We start from the raw sequence: 14062 nt of genomic DNA, 5'->3' as shown, positions 1-14062 counted from the left end.
GTCTTAGTGAATTTGCGAGGGAATATAATCCCCTCGCTTTTCATATAAAGTTGTTTTTTTTACGCAGAGGAACGCTAAGTTATCTAAAAAGTAAGATATTTTGTAATACTCATTGGCATATTTTTTGATGTCTCTATAATGCTTTGGGTGTAATTTAATCTTTTGATAATCTTTTGATAAATATTTTTTAATTGTTATATGGGTTCATATTTATTGGTGATTAATTATTGATTAATGCCGCAATAATTGAGCTATTTATATACAAAAAATAGGTAAAAAATATAGTATATGATTATTAACGGTACTTCTGGTATAGATGAGTTATATGCCAACAAAGATAACCAAGTTTTTGGTTGGGAAGGCGATGATATTCTAGATGCTTCTAACGGTGAAGGGAATAATTTATTAGCGGGTGGTGCTGGTAGCGATCGCCTCTTTGCCAACAATAATGATACCCTCAAAGGTGACGCTGGAGAAGATTATCTATATGCGTTGGGTAGTCTAGGCTTCAATACACTAGAAGGTGGCGATGATAACGATCAGCTTTTTATAGTCGAGGGTGGAAATAACACCCTGGATGGAGGACAAGGAAGCGATCGCCTGATAGTTTTAGATGGCAGTGGTTACAATACCCTCTCTGGGGTACTTGGGAATGATTTATTAGATGTCTCTAACGGTACAGGGAATAACATTCTCTACGGTAATGAGGGCGATGATGTCCTGATTGGTGGAGTCAATACTGACCAATTATTTGGCGGTGCTGGAGATGATTTACTCTTCGGTGGTAGGAGAGGTAGCCAATTAACTGGAGGTACGGGTGCAGACAGATTTTTCCTCACCAGTGCAGCAGTTCCCGAAATACCAATCGAAGTATTAGATTTTACTAAAAATGACGATAAAGTCTTAGTTGCTGGCATCCCTGAAGTGCGGACATTTCAAGATTTGCAATTGCAGCAGACCGGTGCTGATACAGTTGTTAAAGCTAGGATAAATAATATTGTGCGAGAGTTAGGCATTTTGAGAAACATCCAAGCCAACACTCTGACACCAGATGATTTTGACTATACAACCGCTATTTTCTCCATTACCAACTCTTCCGCCACAGAAGGCAATAGCATTACCTTCACCATTAACCGTACAGCAGATACCCAAACTCAGCAAACTGTAACGGTATCTACATCTATAACCACAGGAGACACGGCTAGTAATACTGACTTTGTAGCCAAAACCCAAACCCTGACTTTTCAACAGGGAGAAATCCAGAAAACTTTTACTGTAGAAACCACTCAAGATTTCTTAGTTGAAGAAAACGAAAGCTTTACCGTCAGCTTGAGCAATCCTACTAATGGTGCAATTCTCAGTCCTACAGCAGCCACAGCTAAAGGCACTATCAACGATGATGATAATGCAGGTGTCATAATTACCCAAACTGGTAATAACACTATAGTTACAGAGGATGGGACAACTGATAGTTATGCCATAGTACTTACTAGTCAACCTGTATCTGATGTCATTATCAATATACGTAATGGTCAACAAATTCGTACTAATCCCAGAACTTTGACCTTCACTACCGAAAATTGGAATGTAGCGCAAAATGTAACAGTAAGAGCAGTAGATGATTTCTTAGTAGAAGGTGACGGGAATGAAACTATTAGCCATACTTCCACAAGTAACGATATTAATTACAATGGCATTATTATAGATCCCGTAGCAGTTGCCATCACTGATAACGATATCCCACTATTTCAGAACCCTAACAGTGATATTTTTACAATTAAAGGCAACAGTGACAAAGTAAATCTCCAAGTCACTCTTACAAAACGCAATTCCAATTTCACCAATGAATTAAGCGTATTTACAGTAGATGATGCTAATGGCACCATTAATGGTATTGCTCCTGGTGCAGCAGGTTATACTGAAGCAGCGCTACAACGTGCCAGAGTAATTTTCTCAGCTATAGCTAAAAACCCTAATGGATTTAACCCCAATAATCTAGCCAGTTTGTTGGAATTTGATTCTGGTGATAATTTGAGGTTTTATGTAGTCAGAAACAGTAGTACGGATGCCGTACTAGCAGGAGTCACACCTATCTCAAATGTAGTATTGGCTAATTCCTCAACCCAAAAAATTACCAACTTAGGAACAGATGGGTTTTCTTTAGGATGGGAAGACGGATTTGGTAATAGTAGTGGATTTGAAGATTTAGTAGTCAAGATTCAGACGACAAACCAAATTTTACCTTTAGGTGTAAATTTACAAAGTCAAGCACAAGGAGAATTGATTGATTTACGAGGCGTGACACAACTAGTAAAAGCTGATTTTGTTGTTAATAGAGATGCGGCTTTCAACAACTTCATCGGCTTCTATCAGGTGACTGATGAGAATGGTGGTATTGACACTAATGGTGATGGTTCCGCAGATATTCTCCCTGGACAATCTGGTTATACTCAAGCGGCTATTCGTGGTCGTGTTCCGGGGATTGATTTGGTCGTGAATAACCGAGGAACTGCAACCTATACTGGCACGTTCCAACCCGGTTCTTTATTTGCACCATTCATCATTATTAATAGTAGACCAGAGCGAATTTTAGATAACAATCCCAATAACGACCCAGCCGTATATTTTCCATTCTTAGGCGCTAACCGTAATAGGGTTGATCATATTCGTCTATTGGCAAACAATGTCTTTGGCTTTGAGGATTTACCAAATGGTGGTGATCAAGACTTCAATGATATGATTGTACGAGTCAATTTAAGTATCGCTTGAGATATTAGGGCTGATACTTGATTTTTGAAATATACGTAGTGGCGTGTCAAGCCTTAAAAGTTGCATTAAAACTCTCTTGTGGGGCGGGCTTCTAGCCCCTCCAGTGCTGGCAAGATGCCTACACTACAAAAACTCTTTTTTTATACACTATTTTAGACAGGTCACGCTTCCCGTAGGGTATTTTGAATTTTGAATTTTGAATTCGGAGCGAAGCGACGTGACCAATTACCGCTAAAATCAAAAAATCAAATACAATATCATCCAAAGCGCTGTATTTTGAGCGAGCTTTATGGAAGTTTTAGAACTGAAACGCGAAATCGAAACGTTGTCTAGCCGCCTGGGTAAAACCCAGGACTATCTTTGACGTACCTGCACTCAAAGCCAAAATTCAAGACCTAGAACAAATCGCAGCACAGCCGGAATTTTGGGATGACCAAAACCAAGCCCAGAAAACGCTGCAAGAACTTAATGACCTCAAAGCCCATCTGGAAAGATATCATCAGTGGCACGCCAATCTAGATGATACTAGGGCAGTGGTGGAGTTGTTAGAGTTAGAAACCGACGAAGCACTATTGCAAGAAGCGGAATCTACCATCACTAAGCTCAATCGTGACCTTGACCAGTGGGAATTACAACAGTTACTTTCTGGCCCCTACGATGCGGAAGGGGCAGTATTAACGATTAACGCTGGTGCTGGTGGGACAGATGCCCAAGATTGGGCATTTATGCTGCTGAGAATGTACACCCGTTGGGCTGAAGACCAAGGCTATAAGGTAGCTTTAGCAGAAGAGTCAGAAGGTGATGAGGCGGGAATTAAATCAGCCACCTTGGAAATTACTGGTCGCTATGCCTATGGTTACTTGCGGTCAGAAACCGGCACTCATCGCTTAGTGAGAATTTCACCTTTCAACGCCAACGGCAAGCGGCAAACTAGTTTTGCTGGGGTGGAAGTCATGCCGCAATTAGATAACACGGTGCAATTGGATATTCCAGACAAGGATTTGGAAATTACTACAACTCGTTCTGGCGGTAAAGGTGGGCAGAACGTCAACAAAGTAGAAACAGCAGTGCGCGTGGTTCACCTTCCCACAGGCATTGCTGTGCGCTGTACCGAAGAACGTTCCCAGCTACAAAACAAGGAAAAAGCTCTCGCCCGGCTTAAAGCCAAGTTGTTAGTTATTGCTCAAGAGCAAAAAGCTCAAGAAATTGCCCAAATTCGCGGCGATATGGTAGAAGCTTCTTGGGGCAACCAAATTCGTAACTACGTATTCCATCCTTACCAGATGGTAAAGGATTTACGTACTAATGTGGAAACAACTGCGATCGCTGACGTGATGAACGGTGAACTGGATATGTTCATCCAATCCTATCTACGTCAAGAGAATCAAATAGTAGAAGGTGAAGCAAGTTAGAAATTAGGGGTGTAAGGGTGTAGGGGTTTAGGGAAGAAAAATTTACCCAGTCCCCAATCCCCAGTCCCCAATCCCCAATCCCCACTCCTAACCATCACCTGTTACATTTATATATAAAAGCATTTGCGATTTATTCATTATGAGTAATTCTCCTTCCACAGAGTCCCAACCCAGCTACGTCAAGCTTGCCATGAGAAATATGGTGCGTAAGGGTGGTACTTCTGCAAAACATTTTTTGCTGACAGCCGTAGGCCTTTTATCTGTCCTCATAGGGCTTGCTTACTTAACTCGCTAATCATAAGCAAAAACCTAAAGTGCTGAGTGAGGAGAGTGGGTATTTGGTACAAGTTGAACTAGATGTACAAGACTGTTTCTTTGAGTCTTTCCCAGAAGCTGCTCAAGCTTCTGGATATATGGATAGCCAGGTTTCCCCTGCAACTTGGCAAGACTGGTTTCATCGCTGGTTAGAAATTCTGGATTCTTCTCTTCCGCCTGCACCAAGCTACGAAATCGGACTGCGGCTAACAGATGATACGGAAATCCAAGCGATTAATGCCCAATATCGTCAGCAAAACAAACCTACAGATGTTTTAGCCTTTGCGGCTTTAGAAGTAGATTTGCCGCAAAATCCGGAAATGGTGGCAGAACCTTTGTATCTAGGTGATATTGTTGTTTCCATCAATACGGCACAGCGCCAAGCTGGTCAACAAGAGCATAGTTTGTCAACTGAGTTAGCTTGGTTAACGGCTCATGGCTTATTACACCTCTTGGGCTGGGATCACCCTGATGAAGAAAGTTTAATAGCAATGCTACAACAACAAGTAGTATTACTAGAGGCTATTGGTATCAATATAAACGTTAATTATTAAAATTTCGTCATTTTCTGAGTATTTATCCTTAACCATGCTTTTATAATACTTTAAAAGAAAATTGCCTAAAACCACATAGCAGATTAAAATCGGCGAAGATTTCTCACAGAACCTATCCCAAGTTTGTATTTTTAAGCCTATGTCCCAACAAATCTCCCCGCCACCAACGCAAAACAGCCTACCATCACTAGTAATGAAAGAACGGGAACTTTCTTGGCAAGTTGCCACTAATTTATTGATTAGCTTTAAATATGCCTGGGCTGGAATTACCTACAGTTTTCAAACTCAGCGAAATTTTCGCATTCATGTGAGTGTTTGTACTTTAGCGATCGCTTTAAGCATTTTCTTACATCTGCAAGCTGTAGAAATAGCCATTATTAGTATCACTAGCGGCTTAGTCTTGGTAATGGAATTGTTAAATACAGCCATCGAGTCTCTTGTAGACTTGACTGTAAAACAGACATACCACGAGTTAGCCAAAATTGCTAAGGACTGTGCCGCAGGTGCAGTACTCGTTTCTGCTTTGGTAGCAGTACTGGTTGCGGCAACCCTTTTGCTTCCACCCTTGGTAGTTTTAATTATCTCAGCTTTGTAGCACTGACACCCAACTAATTCCCTATTATTAATCTAGGTAAACCCACTCGAAAGCCAAAAAAGAGCGGGTAAAATTCCATCGTCTTCATCCTCATTTGCCAATCCCCAGTCCCTAATTTGTAACGATGACGCTTATAGCAGCGCAAATCTGGTAAAAACTAAACATGGTGAGATTAGTAACCAGGAGCTATGAGCATTGATTATAGTCATCGATAATTACGACAGCTTTACTTATAATTTGGTGCAGTACTTGGGAGAACTAGCATCTGAGTTTCCCGTGGCATCAGATATTCAAGTTTTTCGCAACGATAAGATAACTTTAGATGAGATCCGAGGATTAAATCCTGATGCGATCGTCATTTCTCCTGGGCCTGGTCGTCCAGAAGATGCAGGTATATCTCTGAATTTAATTCAAGAACTTGGTACTAACCTGCCAATTTTAGGCGTATGTTTAGGACATCAAAGCATTGGTCAGGTATTTGGTGGTAATATTGTCTCTGCTCCAGAGTTAATGCACGGCAAAACTTCTCAGGTAACTCACACTGGGGTCGGGGTTTTTCAAGGATTAGAGAATCCTATGATTGCTACCAGATATCATAGTCTGGTAATTGACCGCCCAACTTGCCCCGAAGTGTTAGAAATTACTGCTTGGGTAGATGATGGTACGATTATGGGAGTGAGACACCGGAACTATCCTCACATTCAAGGAGTCCAATTTCACCCAGAGAGTGTTTTAACATCTTTAGGAAAGCAGTTACTACGGAATTTTCTGGAACAGTTACAGTTACGAGAATAATTAATGAAAAGACGACAGTTGCTAGGCTATGCTGGGGCGGGATTAGCCACAGCTTTTGTCTCTACCCTTGGTTCAAACTTCCAAGCCGATGCACAATCTAGCGGTTTATCGGTGCAGTGGTTGGGTCATACCAGTTTTCTGTTTACTGGTGGTGGGGCGAGGATTCTGGTCAATCCATTTCGGACGATTGGCTGTACAGCACGTTATCGTCCACCAAAAGTGACAGCAGATTTAGTATTAATTAGTAGTCAATTATTAGATGAAGGGGCAGTAGATGGGTTACCAGGTAATCCTAAACTCGTATATGAACCTGGAGTTTATGACTTTAAAGGTATAAAATTTCAAGGCATCTCCATAGCCCACGATCGCAAAAATGGTAGACAATTTGGGATGAATACCGCTTGGAAATGGACACAGGGTGGAGTTAATATCTTACATTTGGGCGGGGCGGCTGCACCCATTTCCATTGAGCAAAAAATCCTTATGGGACGACCTGACGTTTTGTTAGTCCCCGTAGGTGGTAGTGACAAAGCTTACAATGCTCAAGAAGCAAAGCAAGCAATTGAGGTATTAAATCCCAAACTGGTAATTCCTACTCATTACCGTACACAAGCAGCTGATCCGGCTGCCTGCGATATTGCCCCACTTGATGAATTTCTCACACTAATGCAGGGCGTAACTGTGCGTCGTAGTAATAGCGACAGTATTAATATTAGTTCTGGTAATTTACCTGAAACTAGTACAGTTCAGGTTTTGAGTTACAAGTTTTAATGAGGGGACTGGGGACTGGGGATTGGGGACTGGGGATTGGGGATTGGGTAAATCTTTATTGGAAAAAGTTAGGTTTAAAACCTCGCCTCTTGTGGGTGGTTTTTCTCCCCTGCTCCCCTGCTCCCCTGCTTTTTCACTCCCTTACACCCCTACACCCCTACCCCTCTACACCCCTAAGCTGTGTACCACTCTGGAGTCAGAGCATCTGTAACAGGAGTTTCAGTAGCCAAGGTACCATCCATGGTCCAAATGGCATCTGTACCGGTTGCCTGATCGCGCCAGTAAATATCAGACTTACCATCGCTGTTATAATCGCCAATATATGCCTTAGAACCTGGAGTTCTACTTGGAAGAAAGGCTTCACTGGTAACGGATGTACCATTCATCAACCAAGCAGTGTTCTCGCCTGTTGTAGTGTTGTTCCAGAAGATATCGGTGCGGCCATCACCATTGAAATCACCAATGCTGGCTGTCCAATCAGAACCGAGGGTGTTTAAAGTACCTTCAGTGACAAAAATGCCATTCATTGTCCAAATTTTGTTTTCGCCGGTGACGGTATTACGCCAGAGAAGATCGGTAGTGAAGTCACCGTTGAAATCGCCAAGGCTGTAAGTCCAAGATGCGTCTTGTGCTTGTAGATCGTACTTGGTAGCTTGGATACCATCCATAAACCAAACGGAGTTTGCACCCGTGGTTGTATCTCGCCAGAAGACATCACTCTTACCGTTTCCGTCGAAGTCAACAATAGTGGCAGTCAACCCTGGGGTTGTGGTATCCAGAACATTGGCACTGACAACGGTTGTGCCATCCATCAGCCAAATCGCATTTTCACCTGTTTGAGTATTATTCCAGTGGATGTCGGTTTTGCGATCGCCGTTAAAATCACCGATGCTAGCATTCCAACCTGGATCAACTTTGTCTAGATAAACAAAGTTAGCAACTCTAGCTCCATCCATGATCGCGATCGCATTCTCACCTGTTGCATTGTTCCGTAACAGGAAGTCAGTCTTGCCATCACTGTTAAAGTCAGCGATTTTATAAGTCCAGACGCTCAGGTCAAATGTTCCTAGAGAAGCTTCTTCTTGAGTGACTGTTCCGTTCATCAACCTCACTCTAATCTCACCTGTTTGAGTATTAACCCAAATTTTATCTGCCTTACCATCGCCGTTGAAATCAGGTGAAATCGCTGCGCTAGTTAAGTAAGGATTAGGATTTGGGTTAGCACTCAAACCAGGAATGGAAATTGGCAAGTCTACTTGTGTTGTTGCAGAACTACTAGATGATGGTAGATCCGTATTTAAATCACTTACATAAGCACTTGATACCAAAGATGCTGATCTTGCAAAAGATGTATTAAGCGAATTATCTATTCTCTTGGAAAAGCTTTGCGTTTCTGGCATGGTGGTTTCTTAAACTTGTTGTCTTAAAAGTTTTAGCTGATAATTCATGTTGGCTTCTGTTAGCTAATAACATTATTTTAAGTTTAGAAATTACTGTATCCACACTCCTATTTTTGAGAAAATATCAAATTTTACATATAATTTTTACGGTTAATTTTAAACATATTTCCGAAAAAATCAATGTTGTTTTGAACAATACCTAAATCCTCAAATCATGATTTTTCATGTCAAGATATCTAGATATACATATTGCTTCGTATCTCTTTGATAATGATGCCAATTCACTTGATGGAATGGGATATAGTGATTAGAAGTTAGGTTTTACCAGATGTAATTTGAGACTGCTATGTTAAGCAAACCGTCTTCAATGCAACAGACATAAAATTAATTCGTGAAAAAATTGGCTAAAAAAATCCTTTTCTTAATTTGTGCAAAGGATAAAAACTAATAGTTATATCAGCAATTTTTAATAAAACTGCACAAAGCAGCATAAATCACAAAATATATAGTTAAATAATGCAAAATCCAAACACAAAAATTAGACGGATTAAAAATTACTTAGAAAAATTATTTTGTGTCATAGCAAATAAATATTTCAACTGTCGAAACTAATTTATGCTAGGAATACCATCCTCAAAAGATGTCTGATTTCTTGTACTAACACTTGAGTTGAAATAAATATTGGTTAAAATACTTAAATTAGCAACTACTGCAAGATAGTAACTTTCAGACATAATAGTTGCCAAAAGTGTAAAATTATACAAAAAATTTCAAGATTAACGGTTATGCAAGCAGAATATCGGCAGCGTCGTGAGCAATTAATGGCGAAGATTGGTAGTGGTACAGGGATTTTTCGCAGTGCGCCGATGGCGGTGATGCACAACGATGTCGAATACACTTATCGCCAAGATAGTGATTTTTTCTATTTGACAGGTTTTAACGAACCGCAAGCAGTAGCAGTATTAACGCCCCATCATCCAGAACATCGGTTTATATTATTTGTCCAACCCAAGGATCGAGAAAAAGAAGTTTGGACTGGTTATCTGTGTGGGGTAGATGCAGCCAAGGAAATTTATGGTGCAGATGAGGCTTACCCCATATCTGAGTTAGATGAGAAATTGCCCCAATATCTAGAAAAAGCCGAACGCATCTACTATCATTTAGGACGCGATCGCAATTTTAATGACAAAATTCTCGGCCATTACCAACAATTACTGCGGACTTATCCTAAACGGGGTACAGGGCCTATAGGAATAGAAGATACAGGCCCCATCCTGCACAGCATGAGACTAATCAAAAGTGAATCAGAGTTGGTTCAGATGCGTCAAGCTGCGGCGATCGCCACAGAATCCCATAATAAAGCCCTAGAATCCTCTGCACCAGGGCTTTATGAGTACGAAATTCAAGCAGAAATAGAACATATATTTCGCCTGCGGGGTGCAATGGGGCCTGCTTACCCGTCAATTGTGGCTTCTGGTGCAAATGCTTGTGTCCTCCACTACATCGAAAATAACCGTCAGATGCAGGATGGAGACTTGCTATTAATTGACGCTGGTTGTGCCTATGGTTATTACAACTCAGATATTACCCGCACATTTCCAGTCAACGGCAAGTTTACACCAGAACAAAAAATCCTCTATGAAATTGTACTAGAAGCGCAAAAACAAGCGATCGCTCAAGTCCAACCAGGGAACTCATTTAAATCAGTCCACGATACCGCCGTGCGCGTCCTCACAGAAGGCTTGGTAGAAATTGGTATCCTCAAGGGTGAGGTTGACAAATTAATTGAAGAAGAAAAATATAAACCTTACTATATGCACCGTACTAGCCATTGGTTAGGATTGGATGTCCATGATGTAGGCGTTTACCAACACGGTGACGATAAACCGCAGATTTTACAACCAGGTCAAGTATTGACGGTGGAACCAGGACTATATATTGTCCCAGATACAAAATTAGCCGAAGACCAGCCAGAAACAGACCCGCGCTGGGTGGGGATTGGGATTCGCATTGAGGATGATGTTTTGGTAACAGCTACAGGACATGAGGTTTTAACTGCTGGAGTACCGAAGGAAGTACATGAAATAGAACGTTAAGCGAGTAGCCGATAAACCATCTGTAGAAGACGCGATGAATCGCGTCTTCACCTAACTAATGATGTGTTGCAATCATTAATTGAATTGGTATAAGAAATCCGTTGTTAGATTGGGTAATGAATAAGTCAATTAAAAAAGCGCTGATTTTACTGAGCGCAGGGGTTATTTTGTTATCTTTGATGGGTTGCGATCGCTTTTTTGGTGCGAGTGGGGACTCGGTGGAAAGAGTGAGCGATGGTGATACATTAGTTGTGAAAGATGCCCAAGGGAAAAAAGTTACTGTGCGATTTGCTTGTATGGATGCGCCAGAAATTGCCCACTCTAATAAAGAAAAGCAAAGTAAACGTGCTAGAGATCGCAATCAATTTGCTTGGGGTGTAAAAGCACAGGAACGGGTGCAGCAATTGGTGAAACAAGGAGGCGATCACGTTACCTTGAATATTACAGATAGCGATGGTTATGGGCGTAAAGTTGCCGAAGTCAGATTAACAGATGGCACTTTTGTACAGCAAGTACTCATACAAGAAGGTTTAGCTAAAGTGTATCGCCCTTATTTAAGCAAATGTCCCAGCAAAGCGATCGTGCAGCAAGCCGAAACCACAGCCCAACAACAACAAATAGGAATTTGGGGAGATCCTAAATTTGTCAATCCCTGGGAATATCGCAGTTTAAGGTAAGTAGCTAATAAAATATTCTTACTTCTGCCTTCGGCCTCCTGCCTCTACTCTTGACACAGTTGATAGGCTGAACGTGGATAAAACTTACCGCACAACATTCTGTGTATAACTGTTTCTAAGTCTTCAATCATGTATGGTTTGCAGATGTATTCATCAAAACCTGCCTGCATAATTTTGTTTTGATCTTCCTTTGTAGCTAACGCTGTCACAGCGATTACGGGGATTTCCTGAGTTAGAGGTTCTTCTTTCAGATGACGTACAACCTCCAGCCCATTTAAACCTGGTAATAAAATATCTAACATAATTAAATCAGGCTGATACTCTTTTGCCACCAATACAGTTGCAGAACTGTCTTTTTGGCAAATGAATCTACAACCAATTGACTCAAGGGCATAACTAATCAGCAAACGACTGTCATCGTGATCTTCAACTGCCAAAACTAAAGGCTGCTGAGAGTAGTGCTTCTTATTATCACTTATGAATGAATTGGTTAGATACATTTCTTCTCCATGAAGATGCCATTGGGTTTTATCGTCGATTATTGTGGAAACAAACAAAATATACCGTAAAGAGCAGATTAGGCTAAATTTTTGATATTGGCTTATATTTTGCTGTTGCCTGTTTATACTTTTCGTTGAGACCGATAACTCGCAGGTGTAAGAGCTTTAGTTTTATCAGTTGAGCAGACATCTATCGATTGATTATACGCAATCCTAGAGGAATATTTCTTCGTAACTTCATGATAACTTGTTATACAAAATTCGGTTTTACTATGTCATCCTTAGTGTTATTGATTTCAGTACAACTAAAGTTACCTTTGCCTAAAGATAAATACTTAAACTACTGTAGCGAAATTAACGCTTTTGTTTGGTCTCATTCTGGAGTCAGCAGCAACTTCTGGAATATGTTCTTGCTATTGCCTTTATGTAGTATATATACTACAATATTACTTGTATATAACAAAAGGTAGCTAATATGCCATAGCTAAAAATAATAGACTATTGAGTATTAGTGAAATTTTCATAGTATAAAATGTTGTTATTCCTTATATTTTTTAATTGTTAAACCACCACATTCCTAATGAGAAAAAGGCTCACATTAAGAGAAATAAATTTTATTCACTCCTACTATAATTATAATCCTAAAAATCAGTATCGCTCATCTTTAATCATTGCCAATTTTCTATGAAAAATAAACAATGGCAGAAGAAAATAGGCATTAACCAACAATTAGTGGGATAGGAAAGCTGAGTAATGATTTTAATAACCTTACTTTACCTCTTTGCCTCTGGGATCACTACGCAAATTAACTGTTGCACTTTGCTATCTTATTCATTACAATCAACCAAAAGCCATCAAACTTATTTATGAACGGATACATTAGTAGAACTATATATAGAACATGAATCAAAGTAAATATCAATTTTAAACCTGTCTAACAAATGTAAAATCTCTTGGTGAATATGGAATTTGATTACTTTGGGAATACCGACAATAGTAATAATAATCAAAACAAACAAAACTTACTAGCTAGTGGTTGGCGACCATTAAATCGAGACCTAGATTTAGGGTTTTTATGGCATTTAATACAGAGCGATACGCGAGAATTAACTCAAAAATCCTTAAGTGTAGCCAGTAATTTTGCTGAAGTTTTAGGCAGAAAGAATTTCACATGGTGGGCTAATCTATTAAGCTTAGTATCTGAAAATACCCGCTACGAAATTGAAAAATATTGGAATTACATCACCCCAGATCCTCAATCACCAGACCACCGCTACAAAGATGTTTTGAGTACAGAAACACCTATACATCAATTTGTTAGCCGTAATAGTATTCCTATTGATTATGTTCTCAACCGACTGCAAGAAATTACGGTATTGCGACTTGTGGAATTATTAGGTCGTCCTGATGTCATAACTCAATATTACTCAGAAAGAGATTTTTATTATCCTGTAGAAAAGTTTATTAATTGGGAACGTATAGACGTTGTTAATACTGTTTATGCTTATTGGTCAAGGCATGATATTTGGCTACAAATTGAAGCCTATGATCGCGGCCGGCGACAATACACTTTAATGTCCAAAAATATCTCACCATTAGTTAACAAAGCCACTCAGGATTTAGCTGTTATGCTGAGTGGTTATCAAACCCGTGTCGGAAAAGTTCATAGCCAATTTCCCATTAGAACTTTTCCTACAGATATTCAAAGTTTTACTGATACAGTACAACAGGCTATTCTCAATCAAAATCAGTTAGCCGTTGTAGTCCACGGAGAACCAGGAACGGGAAAAACTGCATGGACACAAGCTGTAGCTAAAGAAATTCTTGTACCTTTAGGGTATGTAATTTTTATTTTGGATCATGATGCTATTACCAACTTTGTTCCGCCAACTTATTTAGAAAGGATTTGCATCATCATCAACGAAGCAGATAACCTAGCTCAAAATCGTGCCTCCGAAGTTGCTCAATATAACAACAAAACAGAGCATATTTTAAGTTTATTAGATGGGACTTTATACCAGAGTGTCATTGATGAAGCGGGGATGCATCTCAAGCAGCGTTTAGTTATCTTGATGACTTGTAACACTACAGAAAGGTTAGACCCGGCAATGTTGCGTAAGGGAAGGGTAGATTTGATGTATGAATTTAATCAGCGATATGTTTAGGAATTGGGAAATA

12 protein-coding genes are annotated in these 14062 nt (G+C 40.0%); 10 read left to right on the top strand and 2 right to left on the bottom strand.

The genetic code is table 11. The features are described 5' to 3' along the window. Positions 1–288: 288 nt before the first annotated feature. The 7 genes from ACN222_RS01375 to ACN222_RS01345 all read left to right on the top strand — a co-directional run bounded on the left by ACN222_RS01375 (position 289) and on the right by ACN222_RS01345 (position 7211). Positions 289–2769, top strand: coding sequence for a DUF4114 domain-containing protein (locus tag ACN222_RS01375; RefSeq protein ID WP_010994451.1), 2481 nt, complete (start codon positions 289–291; stop codon positions 2767–2769). Between the two features lie 289 nt (positions 2770–3058). Continuing rightward, positions 3059–4181 (top strand): peptide chain release factor 2 gene (gene prfB / locus ACN222_RS01370; protein ID WP_096637227.1). Its coding sequence is split into 2 segments (ribosomal slippage): positions 3059–3130 and positions 3132–4181, totalling 1122 coding nucleotides; the frame shifts between segments, so codons are not numbered across the junction. A gap of 139 nt (positions 4182–4320) precedes the next feature. Further along, complete coding sequence (locus ACN222_RS01365) at positions 4321–4476, top strand: DUF3285 domain-containing protein (protein ID WP_010994449.1); 156 nt, start codon at positions 4321–4323, stop codon at positions 4474–4476. 43 nt (positions 4477–4519) lie between these two features. Next, on the top strand, positions 4520–5050 hold the full coding sequence (gene ybeY / locus ACN222_RS01360) for an rRNA maturation RNase YbeY (protein ID WP_044522663.1): 531 nt from the start codon (positions 4520–4522) through the stop codon (positions 5048–5050). A 139-nt stretch (positions 5051–5189) separates the two neighbouring features. Continuing rightward, the gene (locus ACN222_RS01355) at positions 5190–5645 is read left to right on the top strand and encodes a diacylglycerol kinase family protein (RefSeq protein ID WP_010994447.1); all 456 of its coding nucleotides are present in this window, start codon (positions 5190–5192) and stop codon (positions 5643–5645) included. A gap of 195 nt (positions 5646–5840) precedes the next feature. Then, positions 5841–6440 carry an anthranilate synthase component II gene (locus ACN222_RS01350; RefSeq protein ID WP_044520553.1) on the top strand — a complete coding sequence of 200 codons (600 nt, stop codon included), beginning with the start codon at positions 5841–5843 and terminating at the stop codon, positions 6438–6440. 3 nt (positions 6441–6443) lie between these two features. Further along, a complete protein-coding gene (locus ACN222_RS01345) occupies positions 6444–7211 on the top strand; it encodes an MBL fold metallo-hydrolase (RefSeq protein WP_010994445.1) in 768 nt (255 codons plus the stop codon). Between the two features lie 173 nt (positions 7212–7384). Here the strand turns inward: ACN222_RS01345 and ACN222_RS01340 are convergent, their stop codons facing one another. Further along, a complete protein-coding gene (locus ACN222_RS01340) occupies positions 7385–8611 on the bottom strand; it encodes an FG-GAP repeat domain-containing protein (RefSeq protein WP_010994444.1) in 1227 nt (408 codons plus the stop codon). A 785-nt stretch (positions 8612–9396) separates the two neighbouring features. On the opposite strand from ACN222_RS01340, the gene pepP reads away from it, so the two are divergent. After that, the gene (gene pepP, locus ACN222_RS01335) at positions 9397–10707 is read left to right on the top strand and encodes a Xaa-Pro aminopeptidase (RefSeq protein ID WP_010994443.1); all 1311 of its coding nucleotides are present in this window, start codon (positions 9397–9399) and stop codon (positions 10705–10707) included. A gap of 116 nt (positions 10708–10823) precedes the next feature. Beyond that, complete coding sequence (locus ACN222_RS01330) at positions 10824–11384, top strand: thermonuclease family protein (RefSeq protein WP_010994442.1); 561 nt, start codon at positions 10824–10826, stop codon at positions 11382–11384. Between the two features lie 44 nt (positions 11385–11428). Here the strand turns inward: ACN222_RS01330 and ACN222_RS01325 are convergent, their stop codons facing one another. After that, entirely contained in the window at positions 11429–11884 is a 456-nt protein-coding gene (locus tag ACN222_RS01325; protein WP_010994441.1) for a response regulator, read from the bottom strand. 962 nt (positions 11885–12846) lie between these two features. On the opposite strand from ACN222_RS01325, the gene ACN222_RS01320 reads away from it, so the two are divergent. Next, positions 12847–14049 carry an AAA family ATPase gene (locus tag ACN222_RS01320; RefSeq protein ID WP_044520549.1) on the top strand — a complete coding sequence of 401 codons (1203 nt, stop codon included), beginning with the start codon at positions 12847–12849 and terminating at the stop codon, positions 14047–14049. Positions 14050–14062: the final 13 nt, after the last annotated feature.

This window comes from Anabaena sp. FACHB-595 (genome assembly GCF_048568275.1).
Lineage (GTDB): Bacteria > Cyanobacteriota > Cyanobacteriia > Cyanobacteriales > Nostocaceae > Trichormus.
The sequence above is the reverse complement of the archived record's forward strand: the minus strand, read 5'-3'. Positions and strand labels throughout refer to the sequence as shown.

Coding starts and splice junctions, on each gene's coding strand:
- ACN222_RS01340 (WP_010994444.1), bottom strand. CDS start 8,611: ATGCCAGAAACGCAAAGCTTTTCCAAGAGAATAGATAATTCGCTTAAT.
- ACN222_RS01330 (WP_010994442.1), top strand. CDS start 10,824: ATGAATAAGTCAATTAAAAAAGCGCTGATTTTACTGAGCGCAGGGGTT.
- ACN222_RS01365 (WP_010994449.1), top strand. CDS start 4,321: ATGAGTAATTCTCCTTCCACAGAGTCCCAACCCAGCTACGTCAAGCTT.
- ACN222_RS01375 (WP_010994451.1), top strand. CDS start 289: ATGATTATTAACGGTACTTCTGGTATAGATGAGTTATATGCCAACAAA.
- ACN222_RS01325 (WP_010994441.1), bottom strand. CDS start 11,884: ATGTATCTAACCAATTCATTCATAAGTGATAATAAGAAGCACTACTCT.
- pepP (WP_010994443.1), top strand. CDS start 9,397: ATGCAAGCAGAATATCGGCAGCGTCGTGAGCAATTAATGGCGAAGATT.
- ACN222_RS01345 (WP_010994445.1), top strand. CDS start 6,444: ATGAAAAGACGACAGTTGCTAGGCTATGCTGGGGCGGGATTAGCCACA.
- ACN222_RS01355 (WP_010994447.1), top strand. CDS start 5,190: ATGTCCCAACAAATCTCCCCGCCACCAACGCAAAACAGCCTACCATCA.
- ACN222_RS01320 (WP_044520549.1), top strand. CDS start 12,847: ATGGAATTTGATTACTTTGGGAATACCGACAATAGTAATAATAATCAA.